This window comes from Pseudomonas baetica (assembly GCF_002813455.1).
In the GTDB taxonomy this organism is placed as follows: Bacteria; Pseudomonadota; Gammaproteobacteria; order Pseudomonadales; family Pseudomonadaceae; genus Aquipseudomonas; species Aquipseudomonas baetica.
Window position 1 is genome coordinate 6,044,168 of sequence record NZ_PHHE01000001.1, and the last position, 19,857, is coordinate 6,064,024.

A 19,857-nucleotide genomic window follows, 5' to 3' on the forward strand; every position below is an offset into this window, starting at 1 on the left:
TCGGTATAATCCACGGCATGATTTCCATGCCCGACAACCTTCCCGATGACCTGACTGCGCTCAAGCAATTACTTGCTCAGATGCAGTCCAAGGTTGTTCATCTTGAAGAAGAAAATGCGCTGCTACGTCAGCGTCTCTTCGGACGTAAATCCGAACAATCAGTCGACCCAGCGACCCCGCAATTGGCTCTTTTTAATGAAGCCGAAAGTGTCGCTGAGCCTGCCGCCGAAGAGGCGGAGGAAGAAGTCGTCGCTCCGACCAAACGCCGTGGCAAACGCAAGCCTCTGTCCGCCGACTTGCCCCGTATCGAAGTCATCCACGAACTGCCCGAGCACGAGCTGATGTGTGCTTGCGGCTGCCGCAAGCACGCCATCGGCGAAGAAACCAGCGAGCAGTTGGAAATCGTGCCGATGCAGATCCGCGTGATCAAACATATCCGCAAGGTCTACGCCTGCCGTGGCTGTGAAACCGCGCCGGTCACCGCTGACAAGCCAGCGCAATTGATTGAAAAGAGCATGGCCAGTCCCAGTGTGTTGGCGATGTTGCTGACCACCAAATACGTCGACGGTCTGCCGCTGCATCGCTTCGAAAAAGTACTCGGTCGCCACGGCGTCGATATTCCACGACAAACCTTGGCACGTTGGGTCATCCAGTGCGGCGAACACCTGCAACCGCTGCTCAACTTGATGCGTGACAGGCTGCTGGAAAGTCACGTAATCCACTGCGACGAAACGCGTGTCCAGGTGATGAAAGAGCCTGATCGAGAGCCGACTAGCCAGTCCTGGATGTGGGTACAAACCGGCGGACCGCCGAATCAGCCAGTGATCCTTTTTGATTACTCGACCAGCCGAGCGCAAGAGGTACCGTCGCGCCTGCTCGAAGGTTATCGCGGCTATCTGATGACCGACGATTACGCCGGCTATAACGCCTTGGGCGCGCAGGCTGGTGTCGAACGTTTAGGCTGCTGGGCACATGCGCGACGCAAGTTTGTCGAGGCGCAAAAAGTGCAACCCAAGGGCAAAACCGGGCGTGCCGATATAGCCCTGAATCTGATCAACAAGCTGTACGGTATCGAGCGAGATTTAAAAGAAGTCGGCGATGAACATCGCCATGAAGGTCGACAGCAAAACAGCCTGCCAGTCCTGGCGCAGTTACGCGCCTGGCTGGAGAGAACGCAGCCTCAGGTGACGGCGCAAAACGCGCTGGGCAAAGCCATCAGTTATCTGGCCAGCAACTGGGACAAGTTAGTGCGCTACACCGAAGCCGGTTCTTTGCCGATCGACAACAACGCAGCAGAGCGTGCGATCAGGCCCTTCGTAATAGGGCGCAAGAACTGGCTGTTCAGCGACACGCCCAAAGGCGCGACGGCCAGTGCTCAACTTTACAGTTTGGTCGAGACGGCTAAAGCCAACGGCCAAGAGCCCTATGCGTGGCTGCGCCACGCACTTGAACGATTGCCGCAAGCCGCAGCGGTAGAGGACTTCGAAGCCTTGCTGCCGTGGAACTGCACTCCGCAAATACCAAGATAACTATACGCCCCGCCTTTAAAATGTGGGGTTCATGGATCGCATACCTTCTTGGCCAGAGCGTGAAGGGCGTTACCGCGGAACACGGTGGGGCTGATCCCGCGATCCAAGCAGTTGAGGATGTAATGCCAGTCGCAGTCGGCGACAAACTCCGCGACGGTGCGCGGGCCCATGCCACCCCAGTAGGCGTTCCAGCTGTTGTCCCAGCAGTTGATCGTGATCTTGCCCTGGGCGGTCTGATAGCTCGGGTCGGATTCAGTAGGGCAGTCGCGGCGGCCGAAGTCCTCGAGGAACACGGTAATCGCGTCGAGACGCGGCGCGCCGGTGATCACCAGCTTCGTGACTGTCGAACGCTCAACTTTCAGCGGTTCGGCCGGTTTGTTTTCTGTGGGCATGGGGTGTCCTCGATGCTTAAGGTAAACTCAAAAGTAGAATTAAAAAGGAGAGATGTTCATGGGAAGATTGCTTGCTCTAATAGGGATTGCGCTTACGGTTTTATATGCTGTTTTCAGCTGGTGGCTAATTGGTGATCGCGTTCATACATTGCAGTCAATGGATCTCAATGAGGTTGGAGACTTTTTGGCTGGGGCTTTCGGCCCTGTTGCAATCCTCTGGCTTGTCCTCGGGTACTTCCAACAGGGTATAGAATTGCGCCAAGGTACCGCAGCTTTGAACTTCCAAGGCGAGGAATTAAGAAACGCTGTCGAGCAGCAGCGGCTGTTGGCAACTGTTTCATTGAAAACACTTGAGCATGAGCGTGAAGCCAGGCTTGAAGAGGCTGTTCGATATCGACAGAGCCTCCGTCCGATTCTTCATCTACAGGGAGTAGGAGTTGAATTTGAGGACGGCTACTGGAAGGCGAGCTGTAGGCTGTTCAATGACGGAGCCCAAATATACGGCTTAACGCTGGTGCTTCATAAAGGCGGAAATGAGCATCATTTCGCAACTTTTAGAACTTTAGAACGAAGCGGTATGGTTGAATTCAAATGTATCTGGCATAAGGATTCTCCGGGTGATGTAGTTGCTATTGAAGTTATCTATAGGGAGCGCGATGCCGCAGAAGGAACTTGTAGGTTTATTCCTGATAGTGATGTCGACGTGGGAGCTATTGGCTTCGTCCGTGAAGAAGGTTAGTCGCCACAAAAACACTCAATGTCTTCTGAGGGATATTCGAAATCAAAGTCGGTCTCCCGGGAACGTTGCTCGGCAGACCAGCCCATCGTCTTGTAATCAGCGTGATCCTGCCGGAACACCTGGCCAAACCGTTCTTCGGTGCCTGACCACATGACCCGCGACGGGTCGTTTCGTTGTGAGTTTCCTTTCTTTTGGCGTAGTGGCGTCCTTTGCCGGGCATGCCCGGGCGGTGGAGGGTGGCTAGAGATCAGCTACAGTTGAATGGTCATTCACAAGGAGCGCTGAAAATGACGTGTTTGATTTGCATGTCCGAGGATAAATCTGTGGGGTTTGGTGGGACTTTGGTGGAAAGGGTCTGTTCGCAGTGCGGTCGTTACGGCATCCAAAGCGCACTGATTGAGCAAATGGAAAAGCTAGGCCAGAGGTTTCACATAGGTCGCACCAGAGACTATCTGGTCATGCGCATTGAAAGCGGGGAAAACCCTTGGATCACTCCGGTCGACATCAACAATTACAGCCTACTCGACTCTTAACTACGCCCTAGATCTTCGGAGCGATAGCGCTAGATCAGAAGCTCGCCGATATTGCTAGGTGGTCATCGCCGCCGCGCGCAATGCCGGCATGCAGGTCCACCCTGCGGCCGGCGAGTATTCCCGCAATTTGCGCATTCAGGTCGATATCGACATCGCGCGCTTTGCGGGCTTTGCCCACGCCTTTGTTTGCGAGGTACGCGGTGATCAGCGCCTTGTCTTGCGCTTCGACGGCAATGATGTCGCGGCCGCCGCTTGCTGAGGCGATATCAATTTCGCCTTTCGGCACAAGGGCGCTCAGCTTTCCGTAAACCTCGTTGACCCATGCCAGGGCGAAGTGGTCGCCTGCTGTTTCAGCTGAGTACGAGCTGCGGTGCAATCCCGCACGCACCGCAGCGACGTATTGCTTGCGAGCAAATTTCAGCTTTGTCAGCAGCGCCTCGAACGCATACAGCGCGATGTGCTGGGCAGGTGTCACTCCCACGAAGGATGTTCTGGCGATGATCCGATCCTTTTCCTTGCAGTACTGCCGACCGTACAGTGAGGTGCACCCGAAAACGTGGGCAACTGCTCCGCTCAGGTTCCGCTCCCACGTCGGCAGGCGCTCGACCCGGGAGAATTGCGACTCGACTTCGCCGACGTCGCTCAAATTCACATCCATTTCGGTCAGCCGATACTCGCGCATCAGCGCCTGGGCCTGCCGAAGCGCCGTCGCCGCCTCGTTCTCGTTGGCGCTCTGGGCCAGTGCAAGGCACTGCTTGATCTTGCGGATCGCGCGCTCGAGTTTCTTTTCGTCGATCTGTTGTGCGGACATAGGGGATCCTCGCTGATGGCGTTTTGATTCGGCATAATCGCTTGACGGATCAAACGGGATATTTGCATGAAGCAGGATTGGGTTATCTGGACTGGGTGTGGATTATTATTTTGCGCTGGAGCAATTTGGGGTGGGGGGCGGCTTGATATTGCGTTTTTTAAAGTCGCAAATATTCACGATTTATTTGAAATATTCTCGTCGCTTGCTACGGTAGCAGCGGTTTTCCTTGCTTTTTCTGGTGTTAATGCCTGGCGCCAACAGCTTGGTGCGCAATCGGATCACGCTCTAGCGCAACGTGTTGCGATTGCAGCACTTAAATATAAAGAAATATCTCGGTCAGCATATGACGACGCACTATTTTCTGTGACGCAGTTTCGGTACGGATTGGAGAGCGTGCCGGAATCTGTTCTTGATAGATACATTGCGGGCATGGAGGATAATTTAAAGGCAAATAAAAACTCCAAGGCTGAGTTCTGTGCAGTGTTGCTAGAGTCCCGAGCACTTTGGGGGGCTGGCTTTTCAGAGAAGTACGATGAGCTTCTGGCTTTAACGGATGATTTTTACGGCTGTATTCAGGTATTTATAAAGTGGGCCAGACTCGATCCAAACGATAGCTTTATCCAAGCATTTCAATCTGCAATGCAAAGGCACTATGACTACTTTGAAAGGCAAGAGTGGCTTATACCAATTGCCGAAAAACTACCAAAATTTGATGAGCTGACTCGATCAGCAGATGCGGAACTTAGGGAGAAACTATTCGGATCCAGTTAGCATCTCCTCGCCGGCTGGCGTGATTCGTAAAAGTGGGGTAAACAACGTTGAAACTTTTGGAGCTTGAGAATGGAAAACCTGAAGGCCTTTTTCACGTTCGTACTGTGTGCCAGCTCAGTCATCTCATGTGCGCTTTGGGTGCGCTCCGCAACAGTAAAAGCTCCGTATGTGCCGAAGCGAGATGAAAGCGGAATGTGGGAGGCGAGTATTTCCGTTCAAACAGAAAGCGGTCATTTCGACGTGCTCGAAACCGCAGAGCTTCAAACAAAGTGGAATAAATGGGCTGCTGGATTTGCAGCGATTGCGGCGGTGAGCCAAGCGATCCTTGCCTACATCCCGGCGCCGTAGTCGAGACGCGGTTCAGGCGCGCCGGACTTTGAAATGGAGCATCGCTCTGATGCTGTGGCAGTAATCCTGAAGCCGCTCGTAGGCTTTGTATTTAGCCTGACCTCGAGTTGCTGCCCACACCTTGACCAGATCTTCGCGGGCTTCTCGGTTCCAGTCGAGATCGTCCCAGTCATGCTTGAAAGGCAGGACCAGCCATTCTTTCAGCGGCAGCGTCTCGGCCATTTCGCCGTACTGCATTTCGTGGGTGGGATGGTGGTTTCTGATCCGCTTCTTCGGATCTTCGTCCAGCACCACGCCGATGTAATGACCGCGATCTGCCAGGATGACGCCGGGCTTGCCGTAGGCGATGACGCGGCGGCCGATTTCGGCGGGCACCTGATAGTGCTGCCGGACGTATGCGCAGTTGTGGCTCATGGATTATCTCCAGTCAGGCGCCGCCCTTCGGTTACCGATGGTGGCAATATGAAATTGAATAGGGTATCTATGATTTCTTTGGGAGCGGAATGGGCATGGAAGTGAAGCTTGATGAATTTATCACAGCGTTTTTTGCGAACGCGGATTGGACTAGTATTGTTTTGGCTGCCAGCCTTGCGGGGTTTAGTGTTTACAGATATTTCTCTATAAAGAAGGATGAATTTGAAGCCCGGGAGTTCGAAAATTACCACCGCATGGTTCAGAGCCTAGTTAGAGGTCCCGACGAGGATCGAAAACCATATATCGACGCTCAAATTGCGGTGATTTTTGAGCTCAGATTCATGAAGAAGTATCACTCCGTGACACTCAGGATACTTGAGCGTTCTCTGCCTGGATGGAGGGCGAGCAAAACGTCATTCGTCGACAGTGTTGCAAACGAAGCGCAGATGACAATTGACTATATAGTTCGCAAAAGAGGAGGGGCGATCAAGAACTGTTAACTTCTTTTTCCGAATAGAGAGACATTCGAACTGACTAACTCTCTTCGGCGTCGAGCCGTAATGCTTGGCGCTGGCCATGGCTGTAGAGTTGATGCGCCACGTTTTCGTCAATGACGATTTCGTGGCGCGGATAACGCAAGAACTCGATCAGCTCGTCGTCGCCCATCAAGTCCATCTTCATGATGGCGATCTGCAAGACTTCGCTGATGATCGACACCTGGCCGCGCAGCCGAATACGCTCCATGGCCTGCTCGATGCCTGGCCTGACCTTGTGCCGCAATTCCTTCTCGGCGACCGCCAGCCGCTTCTGCGCAGCCTTGGCCGATCGTTCCTGAACAGTCTTCGCCATGGCCTACCTCTTCAATTCCGCTGGCCGGTAAGTCCAGCCAGGTCTGTCGTTTGCGATGTTGCACCTGCCGGGTGATACGCCTCATGAATCGACAAACTTGAACTTGTTCTCGCTGGCGATCAGCGCAACCCGCTTGACGTGCATATGCAGGGCCTTGGCTGTCTCGCGGATGGTTTTACCAGCTTCGGCCAGCTCGCGCACCTTTGGGGCGATCTTGTTGCGCTCGACACGCAGGCGGTCGTGGTGCGGGGTGGAAGCCAACTTCGGATCGCCGCTGAATCCGATGGGGATTTGCTGAGCCTTGCCGCCGCCGCTGAAGAACTGATCCAGCTGCTCGTTCAGATTTGCGACGATGCAGTCGCGGGGATTGGGTTGTGGTAGGCCGATCAATGCACACCCTCCGCCAGGCGATTGGCCTGCTTCTCGAATGCGATCGCCATGTTCAGTGCTACCTGATAGTTGAAGCGGAAAGCCTTTGTCTTGCCGGTGACCAGGTCAACGATGTGGTAGGCATTGCCGACCGACTTCACCTGGAAGCGCACTTTCTTATCCGACGCTGCCAGACCAGCAAGGCGGGCGAATTCTCCACGGGCTGCGTGGGTGCGAATCAACAAGGCGTCGAGAACTTCCCGGCGCTGCTGCATCAGAGGGTGCATTTCGACCTGAGCAATTTCTGTTGCGTGCTTCATGGTTGATTACCTATCGGTTGTCATCCCAAGCAGCCCTCGCGAGAAGGCTGCTCAGTGATGCTTTCCGTTTCTCGCTGCACTTCGACGCCGGAGTCCTCGCTCTGCCCGCTGCCGCTACTGGCGTCACATCGGGTGGCTGTGCAACTTTGCGTGCTCTCATGAGGGAGCCCGGCCAGTTCCAGAGCTGGCATGGGGATCGAAATTTGTGTTTCGCGCTGTTCCCGTTGCCGGGGATCGATCCGCGAAGATTCCAGATTGTGAAAGAGCGGCGCGGCTTTCGCTGCTGGGCCGTTGTTGTCCGGCTTGGGGAATAAAAGTAGCAGTGCTGCTTTTTAAGGTAAATAGCGCTGCTAATAATATTTTCTGCGCGCGTAAAAAAACCCGCACTGGGCGGGTTTCTTGCGGAAATTGTTTAGCTAACGGTTAAAGCGCTCAACCAACGAATACTGCGTAGACGCTGTCTTGGTCAACTCCTTGTTTAGGTTTGCCGATTCGTGTGCTTGCCCGGAAGTTTGGTCGGCTAAGTGGGCGATCGTTGTGATGTTGCGACTGATTTCCTCGGCCACGGCGCTTTGCTCTTCCGTGGCAGCAGCAATCTGCGTGGTCATGTCCGTGATATTGGAGACCGCCTCGCTGATACCCACCAAGGCTTTGTCCGCCTCAAGTACCCAAGAAACGCCTTCTTGGGCTTGGCGGTGACCGCTTTCCATTGTTTGTACCGCGTTGTTGGACGAAGTCTGTAGCTTGGTTATCAGATCATGGATCTGAGTAGTCGATTGCGAAGTGCGCTGGGCTAATTGGCGAACCTCATCAGCTACTACCGCGAAGCCTCGGCCCATGTCGCCAGCGCGCGCAGCCTCGATTGCGGCATTCAGCGCCAATAGATTGGTTTGATCGGCGATGCCTTTGATTACGTCGACGACTGTGCCTATTTCGCTACTGTCCTTGGCCAACTGTGCGACCGTCAGGCTTGTTTCGCCAACAACAGCAGAGAGCCGCTCGATAGCCTCACGGGTATCCCGAGCCACATCACGACCTCGACTGGTCAGCTGGTTGGCTTGTTGGGTAGCATCAGCCGTCCTCTGGACGTGGCTGGCAACTTCCTGGGTGGTTGCAGCCATCTGATTGACCGCGGCAGAGACTTGCTCTGTTTCTACACGCTGGCGATCCAGGCCTTTCGAGCTGACCGCGGCAAGCACGTCGGATTGCTCCGCCAGCGTACTGAGTTGTTCGGCCGTGTCTTGCAGGCGTGTCAGACAAGTTTTCAGGCGCGAAGTCTGACTGACGAAGGCTGTCTCCAAACGGGCTTCTGGCCCGCTTGCATCGCTGTACATCTGAGCGATCAATGCGTCGGAGGTGGAGGGTTCGGCCATCTGCAAGAGCCGCAGAGTTCCTCGAGTCTGCCAGCGCGAAGAGAGCAACCCGATCGGCAATGCTGTGCCTATAGCCATGGCTGTAGCTATAGGTGCGCTGAGGAACAAACCGAATGAGGAGCCTGCCAAACCAATGGCTATATACGGCAGGCATTTCGTTAGAGCGGGTAGCCAGCGGTCCTGAAGAGGGATTGCCGACTTTCCCTGACTGATGCGCTTATATAGGGATTCAGCGCGGCGTATCTGATCAGTAGTTGGTTTCACTCTGACTGATTCAAAGCCCACCACCTGGCAGCCTTCAAATATTGGGGTGACGTAGGCGTTGACCCAGTAATGATCTCCATTTCTGGAGCGGTTCTTAACGATGCCCATCCATGGCCTGCCTTGCTTAAGGGCAGTCCACATATGGGCAAAGACAGCAGGGGGGACGTCAGGATGACGGACGATATTTTGAGGAGCACCAATTAGATCGGCTTTATCAAAACCGCTGATCTCTACAAAGGCGTCATTGCAGTACGTAATGACTCCTCGAGCATCTGTCGTCGAGATGAGCTTTTGCTGAGGTGCGAGTGAAATCTCACGCTGTGTTACGGGCTGATTGTTTCTCATTCCGATGACTCCATGGTTCCTTAGGAAGTCATCGGCCAAAGCGGAAATAAGGTGAGCGTATTTTAGAAAAAATCTTTTAATAACAATGAGTTGCATTTAATTCGTTCGGTATTTTGGATCCAAGTTTCTACCGTAGATATGCTTTTGATTTTGATCGGGAAAAGACCTCCGTTGCCTAGGTGAAATTGGCAAATCACCAGGTATCCGCCACAAGTGACGATCGAAAACGGTATGCGCCGGCCGCCCGGTTCAAATTACGTGAAGAGACCGAAATCCGTGTGGGCGTTGAGCAGTAGTGTGACGGACTGCTGGGTGTAGTGGTCTAATGAAACCGGACACCCATTTAGGCGAGAATGCTCGCCAGATAGAGGTGTCTGATGACCAAACAACGTCGTTCTTTTTCCGCTGAATTCAAACGCGAGGCCGCAGGCCTCGTGCTCGATCAAGGCTATAGCCATATCGAAGCCAGCCGCTCGCTTGGTGTGGTTGAGTCCGCGTTGCGCCGCTGGGTTAATCAGCTTCAGCAGGAGCGCACTGGCGTTACTCCGCAGAGTAAAGCGCTGACGCCAGAGCAACAGAAAATCCAGGAATTGGAAGCTCGAATCGCTCGACTTGAGCGGGAGAAATCCATTTTAAAAAAGGCTACCGCGCTCTTGATGTCGGAAGAGCACGAGCGCACGCGCTGATTGATCAACTGAGCCCCCAAGAGCCGGTTGATTGGCTTTGCGCAGTCTTTGACGTCACTCGTTCGTGTTACTACGCCCATCGTCTCAGGCGCCGAACTCCAGACGTTGAGCGGCTTCGGTTGCGCAGCCGGGTTAACGAACTGTTTACGCAAAGTCGAAGCGCCGCCGGTAGCCGCAGCATCGTGTCGATGATGCAGGAAGACGGCGAGCAAATTGGGCGGTTCAAGGTGCGAGGCCTGATGCGGGAACTGGAGTTGGTCAGTAAACAACCTGGATCACATGCCTACAAACAAGCGACGGTTGAGCGGCCTGACATTCCGAACATATTGAATCGAGAGTTTGATGTGCCGGCGCCGAATCAGGTCTGGTGTGGCGACATCACCTACATCTGGGCTCAAGGGAAATGGCATTACCTGGCTGTCGTTATGGATCTTTACGCGCGCCGAGTGGTGGGCTGGGCGCTGTCGAACAAGCCGGATGCGGATCTGGTCATCAAGGCGTTGGACATGGCTTACGAACAGCGTGGCAGGCCTCAAGGGCTTCTGTTTCACTCGGATCAGGGCTCGCAATATGGCAGTCGCCAGTTTCGCCAACGGCTCTGGCGTTACCGCATGCGCCAAAGCATGAGCCGTCGTGGAAACTGCTGGGATAACGCGCCGATGGAGCGTGTGTTTCGCAGCTTGAAAACTGAATGGATACCGACCGTGGGCTACATGACAGCTCAAGAAGCGCACCGCGACATCAGTCATTACCTGATGCATCGGTACAACTGGATTAGACCGCACCAATTCAACAACGGACTGGCCCCAGCTCAGGCCGAGAAAAAACTTAACGTCGTGTCCGGGATTAGTTGACCACTACAAGGAGTGCTAACCACGAGCGTCTATTAGGAATAGCCGAGCACATCTTCCCTTGCCTTCCCCCCAAGAGGAGAGGTTAGCGCATGACAGTTAACCATCAAAACTCCTCGAGCCACGAACTTATCATCGCACAGCTCTGTGTTCAAAAAATCAGTTCGGGTGGTGGTTAGCGATGCGCTTCAGCGCCAGGTGTACTTTTCCGGCACCAGTTTCAAAAAGTCGAGGCGATTGCTTGGGCGAGCTGCATGTCGGTCATCAAAGGCGAGCCGTACGTTGAGCGGTAGTATCGAGACGCTTGCTCAAATTGAGCGCCGCGTATCTCGCCATCTGAGCCAATGAATGCAAGAGCATCAGCCTTCGCAGGCTTGAAGTTTCTTGTCGCCAACTCAGACAGTCCAGTGGTTCCTGACAGGAGTAATGTTGGAGCCATCGTTATCATCATCATCGAGTTTTCGTACGAGCCCTTATCTTCCGCAAGGACTTGGGTGCAAATCAGTGCGATAGCGATGATGCCGAAGGCTTTCCATGAGTCCATATTACAACCGCTTCCTTGCTGTCTAATGTGATGGCGCAAAGATAGCAGAGTGGTGCGCATTCGCGAACCAGCTGCCTAGTGCAAGGTGGGATCTATTACTGCTTGGAAACCCTGACCCGCGCCTGATCGACAGGGGCGATTGGTGTGAGCTGGTGGAGGAGGCGACAGCCTTCTATGCGCACTCGAGTGAGGGGGCTGGTGGCGGGACGTAGCATTCAAATGCAGGGATTACAGATGGCTCTTTGGGTGGGTGATGATTGAGCAGGTACTCAAAAATTGCAGCAATATTTGACCTGCAAAATCTCGGTCGGCCTGCACTTAAGTGAACGGCCTGCAATAAAGTTGACGACCTGCGTTTTTTTGGATAGCCTGTGGATCTCTCCCGAATGTTGAGGAATAGCACCATGGCTGCTGGACTTTCAAGAATTATTGATAATCATGATCGGTCTCTAGAAGAGACCTATACTGCTACGACATCTTTCAAAAGAAAATCCTACGCTGTGTCAAACCTGCGGGGTGGTATCGGTAAATCAACGCTGTCGTTCAATTTGGCGTGGATGTTTACTCGGCACCATTCAACGCTCATGGCTGATCTTTGTCCTCAGCGCAATTTCACCGAGTCCTTAATGAGGGGCGCGCGCCCCGAAATTACTATCGGTGATGCTTTGCGTCCTAAAGTACTTGGGCCAGCATTTGGTGATGTTCCTGAGGACATTTCTTATCGTGTAAGCTCCTACAATGATCATTTTAAGGGTGGTAAGCCTGGTTTTTTCGTACCCGGTGATGGTCAGCTCTTCGCATTTCCATCAGCACTTTATCAACAGCTTCAGCAAGCTATGGCAGCCAGCAATAAAAAAGCGGTCCATAATATTCTGTTTAGTTTAAAAACTATTCTGGAGGCAGAGGCAAAAGAGAAAAAGTGTGAAAAAATTCTGATGGACTGCAGCCCCTTTTATGGGGGCGGTACTCACTTGGCATGGTGTGCTGCTGACGCTCTGATCATTCCAGTCCGCGTCGATGAGCACTCAATTGAATCGCTGGATATCACCCTAGATATGCTGGCGAATCCTGACAGCGACTACAATATTTGGGCCGATCGCGCTGGCGGTATGAAACCTCCCAGAGTAGCTGCAATCGTGATGACGATGGTGGGAGCCCGCAGTCCGAAAAAAGGCGTTAAAGATAGAGCTTCACAAATGTATGTCGAAAAGGCTTACCAAGTTGCAGCAAAATATCCTGACCTTTTCGATGTAGATGATCCAGCAGATGCTTTCGCAATCACGGATGACTTTATGTCAGCCGGTCGCATCAGCGGTGCTGAAGGAATTCCAATTCCAAAACTAAAAGTTGGTCAGTTTCATACGGTCAACGGAAGCCGACTACAAGTAAACCAGTCGCAGAACAAGTATCGGAAGGAATTAGAGTATCTTTTAAGTATTATCTAAAAACTGGCCCGTGAGGGCCTTTTTTTTTTGGTTGTTTTTCTAGATGTATCGCTTTTTTAACTCGATTGGAATTAGACATGTGCAAAGATGTTTAATTGAATTTCTCGGTCGCGAGCGAAGGGGCAGCGTAGAGCTGCTTTTCGAGTTCCGTCTTTTCCTTCAGAGCCCTACTGCAACCGGTTAATAGGGTAGTCATCAGTAATGTGGTTGAGGGATAAAAACACACATCCAATTTCAAGTGTAATATCAATTCTTTCAGCGCGAATACATCGCCCACCAGAACACATGTCCTAGAATCGCGATCTGCTGCTCCTGGATCTGCTGGAACGTGTAGTCCTCATCCGGATGCTCATCACGGTTGAAGCTGCGCAGGCGAAGCCCGATCGGAATACGGTAGACCTGTTTCACACGAAGCTGACCGTTGTGGTTGATAGCGTACATCTCGCCATCGACGATATCGCTGAGGGAGTTTTTCCCCACGTTAACGCCAACCGTAGCTCCGTCGCGCAGCACAGGCATCATGCTGTTCCCGCCAACCCTGACGCACTTCGCGTTACTGAACTGTACACCGTTATGACGCAGGTCTTTCTTAAAGAAGCGCAGCCGAGAGGTATCGCTTTCCTGAATAGCAAACCTTCCAGACCCAGCCGCCAGCTCAACTTCCTGAAGGAAAGGGACATAGACCTCGTCATCATCGAGCGGGGTTTCGTCGTCCCAGGTCTCGATAGTCCCAAGTTTTACGCTGGGATGGATGCGCTCTTGCTGGACAGTGGCAACCGTGGACATCAGCCGGGAGCTGACGTCTTGTGCGTCGAAATTCAACGCCTTCGCGAGCTTCAATAGCGCTTCCACATTCAGCGGGACCTTGCCGGTGGCGTATTGGCTGAATGCACTTTGCCCAGACCATCCGCACGCCTCGGCAACATCCGCCTGCGTCAGGCTGCGGCCGGCAGCTTTTGCAGCTGATTTCCGCTGTTCGTAGATGGCCTTGAGCCTGGCGCTCTCAGCGACTTCTTCGGGGGTAAGGGGGCGGCGTATTTTCATACGGACAAGAGTATTAGCAGAGCTGATACCCAAGCAAATAGCGCTGCTATTATTTTGTTGCTGATAAAAAGCAGCGCTGCTACTATCCATGGCAGATACCAAGCCGTGGAAATTCCATGAAAAAGATCCCTTTGAGCAAATACCTAGAAGAGCACGGCACTCAAGCCGCGCTTGCTGCTGCTCTTGGCGTGAACCAGAGCGCGATCTCGCAAATGGTTCGAGCCGGCAGAAGCATTGAAATCACCCTTTATGACGACGGGCGCATTGAGGCGAACGAGATTCGCCCGATCCCTGCGCGGCCCAAACGCACAGCAGCTTGAAACGTTCGTTGCTGACTGCCTGAACAAATACTCTCCCACGCAATGGCAGCGCGCCACGGAAATAAATTTGAGGTTTTACGAATGGAAGATTTTCTGCGGGCTTGCCAGAGCGCTGTCCTGGACAACGAAGCCAAGACCCTTGCTGCAAAGATGGGCGTTCCTCACGTTGGCCTGCTTCAGCGCGCCAATCCAGACAACGATGCACACCACCTGACCGTGGAGCATCTGTTCGGGATTCTGCTGCACACCGGCGACATGCGGCCTCTGGCTGCACTGGCGAACGAGTTTGGTTTCGACCTCGTTACGAAAACCGCGCCCGCGCCACAAGCGCTCACCAAGTCGCTGATCAATGTCGGCAAAGAGGTCGCCGATCTGACCATCGCAGTTCACCAGGCGCTGGATGACAACCACGTCAGTTCTTTCGAGAAAAACTTGATCCGCCAAGAGATCAATCACGTTCGGCAGAGCCTAGACGTGATGGATGCCTCGGTGAAGGCCGCCTGAATCCTGGGCACAAAAAAGCCGACGGAGAAGGTCGGCTGATTCGCAAAACTAGAGAGGCCCGATTATGCAGAGCCAGCCAAATTCTGGCAATACCCAGAACAATGTCGCGACACGTTTTCAGAGTTCGCAAAGCGTGTCGCAACACACGTCATCTCGTTCTGCCGAATTGAATATCGGAGCCTCGCTGTGAGCGTTCAAGCAATGTCATGGGCGCTGTCTTTGTCCACGGCTGTTCTCAAGGACGCCAGTGCCCGGCACGTTCTGCTGTGCCTGGCCAACTATGCCGGATCGAACGGCACTGGCGCGTTTCCGTCAGCTTCCACCCTAGCTCAGGACACCGGTCTATCCGAGCGCACCGTGCGTTACAAGTTAGATGACCTGGAGAAGTCGGGACTGATCAAGCAGGGCAATCAAGCGATTGCTGCTGTTCACATTGATCGCCATGACCGACGCCCAGTCGTTTACGACCTTCAAATATTGCGGGGTGCAAATGCTGCACCCCGTTCCGAACGGGGTGCAAATGACGGCACGGGGTGCAATCCACAACAGAACGGGGTGCAATCTACGACAGAACGGGGTGCAATCTACGACAGAACGGGGTGCAGCGGCTGCACCCAATACGTCAATTAACCATCAGGTAACCGAACAGCAGCTGCAGCGCGAGTTTTCTGGCGTGGTCGATGATCAGGATCGACAAGCTCTCGATGCTCTCGAAGATCCTCGCCAGCGCTTTTCGATGTTTGCCGACTGGGAGTTCAGCGCTAAACAGTTGGAAGACCAGCTTCGCCTGATGTGCTTGCCGATCTCATCGGCTACCGATGAGTTGATTAACTCGTTCAAAGGTTTCTTCATCGCCAAACCCGATACCCGTGACAACGCCGCCGGCTGGTGCCACCGCCTTGCCAAATGGATCAAGCGTGATCGCGCAGTGAAGTCCGGCGACATTGAGGAAGGGATGGATGCGACCGGTGACTGGACTGCCAAGGGGGTTCGGGTATGAAATCTGCACGCGATCTTATTGCCGAACGGCGAACCGACCCTACCTACAAGCCGACGTCCGACCCAGTAGTGGCCGAGGTTGATCCATCGACCAAAGCTGTCATCGACGACTTGTTCCTGCGTCTTCGCGGTGCCTGTGGCGCATGGCGCCAGTCTTGGCCGACTGAGGCCGTGATGAACGCCTCGAAGCTTGAATGGCTCGGCGAGTTCATGCGCTCCGGGATCAACCGGATGGAGCAAATAGACCACGGCATGCGCGTCCTGAGTGCGAGTAAGTCGGCATTTGTTCCGGCGCCTGGCGTTTTCGTTAGCTGGTGCTTTGCCCCTGAAGGGCTGGGATTGCCGAGCGTCGAAAAGGCGTACGCCCAGGGTCTTCGCAACTGCCATCCCGCTATGCGTGATTCGGCCAAGTGGATGCACGCTGCGGTCTACCACGCTACTGCGGCCGCTGGTTTTCATGGCCTGCCATTGCTCTCGCGTGAACTTGGTTTGGCGAGCTTCGAGCGTCACTACTTGGCCCAGTGCAGGAAGATCTGGAAGGGTGAACCCCTAGGCTCTATCCCTATTGCTGAACTTGCTGCGCCTAAGCCTGATCGCAACCCCGAAGTGGGTAACACCGCTTTGGCCAACTTGCGCGCGATGCGTGCGGGGAGGGCAGAACGTGTGTGACCGTCGCCTTGCTGTACCCGAAATCGATACCTATCGCTTCGCAGTGTTCTGCTGCTCGTTCAAGGTCGATTTGAGTTCGCCACCTGATCACGCGCTGGCGCTGTTTGCCGACGAGGCCATGGCCAAGCGTTATGGCTCGTGGATGTGGCCGGGGACCTATGAAGTCGTTGACGTCGTGAGGGGGAAGCCTTCATGCGAGTGAGCTCGAAGAAGCTTCGCGCCTCGGCCAATGGCCAAGAGTGCACTGTCCGGATGCCAGGCATCTGCAATCACAATCCAGAAACCACCGTCCTCGCGCATCTGCCTTGCGGGCAGAAGGGCATGGGCATGAAAGGCTTTGACACCGTGGCGGTGTACGCGTGCAGCGCTTGCCACGACGTGATCGACGGCCGCGCCGCCGGCGAGATCGACTGGCAGGACGTGCCGCCCGCCATCGCCGAAACGCACGAAGCCCTGATCAGGGCTGGAATTCTCACAGTGAAGGGGGCCGCATGAGTACCGCCGCGGTGAAAATCACCGAAGCTGAGATTAAGCGCCAAGTGGCCGGCACCGTACAGGACGTACGCGACATTGAGAATAAGGGCCTGTACCTGCGCTTCAACAAGGCTCGAACCCGTGGCTCGTGGTACCTGGTGTTGAAGGGCAAGTGGAATCCCATCGGCACGTTCCCCGAGCTGACTCACAAGCAGGTTGTAGCGGCGCTGCCGTCGCTTCGGCTGCGTCTGGCCGCCGGGGAGGGCGCGAGCCTGTCGAAGTGGAACGCTGTTGGCGAACTGCTGGACTGGTTCGCTGACCGCATGTCGCGCGATCGTAATCTGTCGACCAAACGCAAAAACACCGGCGCCTCGATCATCAAGTGCCACCTGAAACCGCGTCTCGGTGAGCTGCCCCTGATCGGCGTCGACAAGGCCGCACTCGACACCCTGTTGATGTGGCCGCTGCAGGAGACGGTTTCCATCGACTACGTGCGTTCCGCGTTCCAGCTGTTGGCCCTGGCATTCCGGCAGGCGGCCAAGCTGGGGATGATCACGCCCAACCCGATGGCTGCGATCCGGTTCAACGATTTCTCCAAGGCGAAGGTCGGCATCAAGCCGTCTCGCCTGCGCGGCGTTCAACTGCAAGGCCTGCTGCAACAGTTGGCCGAGGTCAAGGTCACCGCACCGCTGGATTCAATGCTGGCCCTGATGATGTTGTGCCACGGCACACGGATCGGCGAAACCCGCATGGCGCGCTGGTCGCACATCAGCTTGGCAGAGCGCGAGTGGTTCATACCGGCCGAAAACACCAAGACCGGCGTCGAACATCATCTGCCCTTGACCGAGCAGGTTTGTGCGTTGTTGGTCCGGTACCGTGAAGGGCAGCACGCCCGAGGTTACGACGGTCAGTTCCTGTTCCCGGCACGCAACGGCAAGGCGCTGGGGGAGGCTCAAGGCTGTGCCGTGTTTCGTCGGTTGGGGCAGGGCGAGTGGACCAGTCACGACTTGCGCAAGGTGGCCCGCACCGGCTGGGCAGACCTTGGTATTGACCACCTGATCGGCGAGCTGCTGATCAACCACGCGATGGGGCACAACGTGAAGGTGTACATCCAGTCGGACGTGATGAGCCGCAAACGTGATGCTCTCGAACAGTGGCACGCGCATCTAGATCAGAAGGGCTTTGCAATCATTCACGGATTGACCGGCTTTAGATTTGAAGATTCCGGTAATTCGCTGCAAGCCACAGACCATAAGGCCTGCAAGGCCATTGAAGAAACAACCATAGGCGAGGTTTAAAAATGGATAAAAGAACACACGGCCCCGCCTTTGTGCGCCGCCAGATCCCACTCACCGACTGCCCATCCTGTGCCGGAAAGGGGTTGGTCAAGGGCGTGTTTCATCAGCTTGATTGCATCGGTTGCCATGCCTCCGGCCTGGTAGATGCCGAAACACTGGAGCCGCTCCCGGTGGACGATCTGATCGTTCAGCTCGGCATGCTGATCCGGCAAGAGCGCCACGTTGCGACATTGCCGCGGGAGCCATTGACCATGGCCGATCTGTACCAGCAAACCAACACTCGCGGGCCCGGTGGCTCAGCCATTAAAGGGGACTGATCATGGCGAGAACGAAGAACTTGACCGAGCGCAGCGCCGAAGATCTGCTGGAGCATTGGGGTCGCTGGGTTGTGCTGGGCTCGGGTGTGTCGTGCTGCGCATCCCGCGAGAACACGCTGCACACTCCGATGATCACTGATGACGATGCGCTGATGATTGACGGTTTAATGGGCCGGCTGCTGAAGCGCTACCCGGAATGCGGCAATGTGTTGATGAAGTACTACACCGCCCGGGACAAGGCTCTGATCGATGTCGGCAAGAAAATGGGCTTCGGCGAAGAGAAGACTCGCCAACTCTGGAAGGCTGGAATTGCATGGATTGACGGTGCTCTGGATTTTCGGCGCGAAGCCGCTTGACAGGCCCGGGGACTGGCTATAGATTTCAGTTACTTTGCGGTTTTTCCGCGTGCAAAGCCCGACCCAAGAGTCGGGCTTTTTGCTGTCGTAAGACGGTAACCCAGTTTAAGTGGTTTGTTACTTGTCGAGATTAGGTTTTAATCTCAGCATCAGTATTCCTGAAAGCTATGTGTCGTTTCTTAAGGAACAAGAAGTGGAAGTAGTCAATGTCTCAGTTTGGATTCCTATAATTACTCTTGTTGTAGGTATATTTCTGAAAGGCGTGTTTGACGCCTGGATGGAAAATAAAAAAACAAACTTCGAGCGTGAATCAAGAATGGAGAAGCGTAAAGAAATAATATTGTTGCAGCGCATTGAGTCACAGAGGAAAGCTCTCGGTGAACTGCAGGTTGCTCTTGCTGACTTGATGCGTTCAACCACCAAACTACACCGTTACGATTTAAAGCAGCACAAGGAACAAGGATACTGGGATCGTGAGAGCGCGCCAGAGGAGCTGACTGAAAAGTCTAGGGATAATTTTCGAGCCGTCACGCTGATAAAGGTAAGGATAGGTAGTGGGAAACTCAGAGATTTAACCAGTAAGTTAACTTTGTTGTGTGCTGGTCTTCCCCACACTGACTCTCCTGAAGTGGCTGCTGAGAATTATGATGCCTCAACGATTCTATATTCAAAGTTGAATAAGAAAATAGGGAAGGCGCTCATAGCTTTAGAGCGTGAGGAGCAAGCACTATTTCAGTGATTGGCTTTATTTTAGTTGTTTGAAATAAAGAGTCAGGTTAGGAACCGGGCTTTTGCTTTGTACATTCAATGAGCCTCGGCATTCGCCGGGGCTTTTTCGTTTTCGGTTCCACCACACCCATCGCTCCGAGCTGGGAGTGCTGCTGGGGCCGAGCCTATCAATGACGCCACCAAGGCTTTGAGCAATGACAAACGAGCAGCAAGCGCTGGCAGACATGCCGATTTGGTTAGTGATCGTCCTGGCTCTGGTCGGTGGCGTATCGGGAGAGATGTGGCGGGCCGACAAGGATGGGGCGCGTGGCTGGGCATTGTTGCGCAGGCTGGCACTTCGGTCCGGCGCCTGCATTGTGTGCGGGGTATCGGCGATGATGCTGATGATCGCCGCCGGCATGACAATCTGGACGGCGGGCGCCTTGGGTTGCCTAACTGCGATGGCAGGTGCAGATGTGGCCATCGGGTTGTACGAACGCTGGGCTGCCAAGCGGCTTGGCGTGTGCGATGTCCCGCCGAATGGCGGCGGACCAGCCTGAAACCGCCGGGGACCCTGGAGTTATT

Annotated in this window: 27 protein-coding genes and 1 pseudogene; 19 read left to right on the plus strand and 9 right to left on the minus strand. The window is 54.4% G+C overall.

The features are described 5' to 3' along the window. Positions 1-17: 17 nt before the first annotated feature. Positions 18-1,529: an IS66 family transposase gene (tnpC, locus tag ATI02_RS28005; RefSeq protein ID WP_100845498.1), complete on the plus strand. Its 1,512-nt coding sequence runs from the start codon at positions 18-20 to the stop codon at positions 1,527-1,529. A gap of 29 nt (positions 1,530-1,558) precedes the next feature. On the opposite strand, the gene ATI02_RS28010 is transcribed toward tnpC, so the two are convergent. Further along, positions 1,559-1,921, minus strand: coding sequence for a phiTE_072 family protein (locus ATI02_RS28010; RefSeq protein ID WP_420875248.1), 363 nt, complete (start codon positions 1,919-1,921; stop codon positions 1,559-1,561). Positions 1,922-1,979: 58 nt separating this feature from the next. On the opposite strand from ATI02_RS28010, the gene ATI02_RS28015 reads away from it, so the two are divergent. After that, positions 1,980-2,660, plus strand: coding sequence for a hypothetical protein (locus ATI02_RS28015; protein WP_100847964.1), 681 nt, complete (start codon positions 1,980-1,982; stop codon positions 2,658-2,660). A 567-nt stretch (positions 2,661-3,227) separates the two neighbouring features. Here the strand turns inward: ATI02_RS28015 and ATI02_RS28025 are convergent. Further along, positions 3,228-4,004, minus strand: coding sequence for a DUF2786 domain-containing protein (locus ATI02_RS28025; protein WP_100847966.1), 777 nt, complete (start codon positions 4,002-4,004; stop codon positions 3,228-3,230). Positions 4,005-4,070: 66 nt separating this feature from the next. On the opposite strand from ATI02_RS28025, the gene ATI02_RS28030 reads away from it, so the two are divergent. Further along, positions 4,071-4,775 carry a hypothetical protein gene (locus ATI02_RS28030; RefSeq protein ID WP_100847967.1) on the plus strand — a complete coding sequence of 235 codons (705 nt, stop codon included), beginning with the start codon at positions 4,071-4,073 and terminating at the stop codon, positions 4,773-4,775. A 69-nt stretch (positions 4,776-4,844) separates the two neighbouring features. Continuing rightward, positions 4,845-5,123 carry a hypothetical protein gene (locus tag ATI02_RS28035; RefSeq protein WP_100847968.1) on the plus strand — a complete coding sequence of 93 codons (279 nt, stop codon included), beginning with the start codon at positions 4,845-4,847 and terminating at the stop codon, positions 5,121-5,123. 12 nt (positions 5,124-5,135) lie between these two features. Here the strand turns inward: ATI02_RS28035 and ATI02_RS28040 are convergent, their stop codons facing one another. After that, positions 5,136-5,537 (minus strand): hypothetical protein, encoded by a 402-nt coding sequence (locus tag ATI02_RS28040; protein WP_100847969.1) that lies wholly within the window; start codon positions 5,535-5,537, stop codon positions 5,136-5,138. Positions 5,538-5,632: 95 nt separating this feature from the next. Between ATI02_RS28040 and ATI02_RS28045 the strand changes: the two genes are divergently transcribed. Further along, positions 5,633-6,037, plus strand: a complete 405-nt coding sequence (locus ATI02_RS28045; protein WP_146166121.1) for a hypothetical protein — start codon at positions 5,633-5,635, stop codon at positions 6,035-6,037. A gap of 34 nt (positions 6,038-6,071) precedes the next feature. Here the strand turns inward: ATI02_RS28045 and ATI02_RS28050 are convergent, their stop codons facing one another. From ATI02_RS28050 to ATI02_RS28065, 4 genes are all read right to left on the minus strand, one after another. Further along, a complete protein-coding gene (locus tag ATI02_RS28050) occupies positions 6,072-6,386 on the minus strand; it encodes a hypothetical protein (protein ID WP_100847971.1) in 315 nt (104 codons plus the stop codon). 81 nt (positions 6,387-6,467) lie between these two features. Continuing rightward, a complete protein-coding gene (locus tag ATI02_RS28055) occupies positions 6,468-6,776 on the minus strand; it encodes a hypothetical protein (protein ID WP_100847972.1) in 309 nt (102 codons plus the stop codon). Continuing rightward, positions 6,773-7,075, minus strand: coding sequence for a hypothetical protein (locus tag ATI02_RS28060; protein WP_238156288.1), 303 nt, complete (start codon positions 7,073-7,075; stop codon positions 6,773-6,775). The genes ATI02_RS28055 and ATI02_RS28060 overlap by 4 nt, the downstream gene beginning before the upstream one ends. 416 nt (positions 7,076-7,491) lie before the next feature. Beyond that, positions 7,492-9,057 carry a methyl-accepting chemotaxis protein gene (locus tag ATI02_RS28065; RefSeq protein ID WP_095190032.1) on the minus strand — a complete coding sequence of 522 codons (1,566 nt, stop codon included), beginning with the start codon at positions 9,055-9,057 and terminating at the stop codon, positions 7,492-7,494. 377 nt (positions 9,058-9,434) lie between these two features. Between ATI02_RS28065 and ATI02_RS28070 the strand changes: the two genes are divergently transcribed. Then, a protein-coding gene (locus ATI02_RS28070) for an IS3 family transposase (RefSeq protein WP_095191983.1) occupies positions 9,435-10,597 on the plus strand; the annotation gives its coding sequence in 2 pieces (ribosomal slippage) (positions 9,435-9,690 and positions 9,690-10,597; 1,164 coding nt in all). Between the two features lie 217 nt (positions 10,598-10,814). Here ATI02_RS28070 and ATI02_RS28075 read toward each other — a convergent pair. Next, entirely contained in the window at positions 10,815-11,198 is a 384-nt protein-coding gene (locus tag ATI02_RS28075) for a DUF2388 domain-containing protein (RefSeq protein WP_238156287.1), read from the minus strand. 344 nt (positions 11,199-11,542) lie between these two features. On the opposite strand from ATI02_RS28075, the gene ATI02_RS28080 reads away from it, so the two are divergent. Next, positions 11,543-12,583, plus strand: a complete 1,041-nt coding sequence (locus ATI02_RS28080; protein ID WP_100847974.1) for a ParA family protein — start codon at positions 11,543-11,545, stop codon at positions 12,581-12,583. A 255-nt stretch (positions 12,584-12,838) separates the two neighbouring features. Here ATI02_RS28080 and ATI02_RS28090 read toward each other — a convergent pair whose 3' ends face one another. Then, positions 12,839-13,627, minus strand: a complete 789-nt coding sequence (locus tag ATI02_RS28090) for a LexA family transcriptional regulator (RefSeq protein WP_100848515.1) — start codon at positions 13,625-13,627, stop codon at positions 12,839-12,841. Between the two features lie 116 nt (positions 13,628-13,743). Between ATI02_RS28090 and ATI02_RS28095 the strand changes: the two genes are divergently transcribed. The 12 genes and pseudogenes from ATI02_RS28095 to ATI02_RS28150 all read left to right on the plus strand — a co-directional run bounded on the left by ATI02_RS28095 (position 13,744) and on the right by ATI02_RS28150 (position 19,832). Next, on the plus strand, positions 13,744-13,947 hold the full coding sequence (locus ATI02_RS28095; RefSeq protein ID WP_025110113.1) for a Cro/CI family transcriptional regulator: 204 nt from the start codon (positions 13,744-13,746) through the stop codon (positions 13,945-13,947). Positions 13,948-14,028: 81 nt separating this feature from the next. After that, complete coding sequence (locus ATI02_RS28100; protein WP_095189993.1) at positions 14,029-14,451, plus strand: phage regulatory CII family protein; 423 nt, start codon at positions 14,029-14,031, stop codon at positions 14,449-14,451. Between the two features lie 201 nt (positions 14,452-14,652). Beyond that, positions 14,653-14,790: pseudogene (locus ATI02_RS33410) on the plus strand (helix-turn-helix domain-containing protein); the annotation flags it as partial. Between the two features lie 79 nt (positions 14,791-14,869). Then, positions 14,870-15,451 carry a DnaT-like ssDNA-binding domain-containing protein gene (locus ATI02_RS28110; RefSeq protein ID WP_420875247.1) on the plus strand — a complete coding sequence of 194 codons (582 nt, stop codon included), beginning with the start codon at positions 14,870-14,872 and terminating at the stop codon, positions 15,449-15,451. Further along, entirely contained in the window at positions 15,448-16,119 is a 672-nt protein-coding gene (locus tag ATI02_RS28115) for a replication protein P (protein ID WP_100847976.1), read from the plus strand. Before ATI02_RS28110 ends, ATI02_RS28115 begins: the two co-directional genes overlap by 4 nt. Next, on the plus strand, positions 16,112-16,321 hold the full coding sequence (locus ATI02_RS28120; RefSeq protein WP_095189990.1) for a hypothetical protein: 210 nt from the start codon (positions 16,112-16,114) through the stop codon (positions 16,319-16,321). Before ATI02_RS28115 ends, ATI02_RS28120 begins: the two co-directional genes overlap by 8 nt. Further along, positions 16,312-16,614, plus strand: a complete 303-nt coding sequence (locus ATI02_RS28125) for a nuclease domain-containing protein (RefSeq protein WP_100847977.1) — start codon at positions 16,312-16,314, stop codon at positions 16,612-16,614. Before ATI02_RS28120 ends, ATI02_RS28125 begins: the two co-directional genes overlap by 10 nt. Continuing rightward, entirely contained in the window at positions 16,611-17,891 is a 1,281-nt protein-coding gene (locus tag ATI02_RS28130) for a tyrosine-type recombinase/integrase (RefSeq protein ID WP_100847978.1), read from the plus strand. The genes ATI02_RS28125 and ATI02_RS28130 overlap by 4 nt, the downstream gene beginning before the upstream one ends. Before the next feature lie 2 nt (positions 17,892-17,893). Beyond that, complete coding sequence (locus ATI02_RS28135) at positions 17,894-18,208, plus strand: hypothetical protein (protein WP_146166120.1); 315 nt, start codon at positions 17,894-17,896, stop codon at positions 18,206-18,208. 2 nt (positions 18,209-18,210) lie between these two features. Continuing rightward, a complete protein-coding gene (locus tag ATI02_RS28140) occupies positions 18,211-18,564 on the plus strand; it encodes an antiterminator Q family protein (protein WP_100847980.1) in 354 nt (117 codons plus the stop codon). Between the two features lie 193 nt (positions 18,565-18,757). Beyond that, the gene (locus ATI02_RS28145) at positions 18,758-19,303 is read left to right on the plus strand and encodes a hypothetical protein (RefSeq protein ID WP_100847981.1); all 546 of its coding nucleotides are present in this window, start codon (positions 18,758-18,760) and stop codon (positions 19,301-19,303) included. A 184-nt stretch (positions 19,304-19,487) separates the two neighbouring features. Beyond that, positions 19,488-19,832 (plus strand): phage holin family protein, encoded by a 345-nt coding sequence (locus tag ATI02_RS28150; RefSeq protein ID WP_100847982.1) that lies wholly within the window; start codon positions 19,488-19,490, stop codon positions 19,830-19,832. The last annotated feature ends 25 nt before the right edge of the window (positions 19,833-19,857 follow it).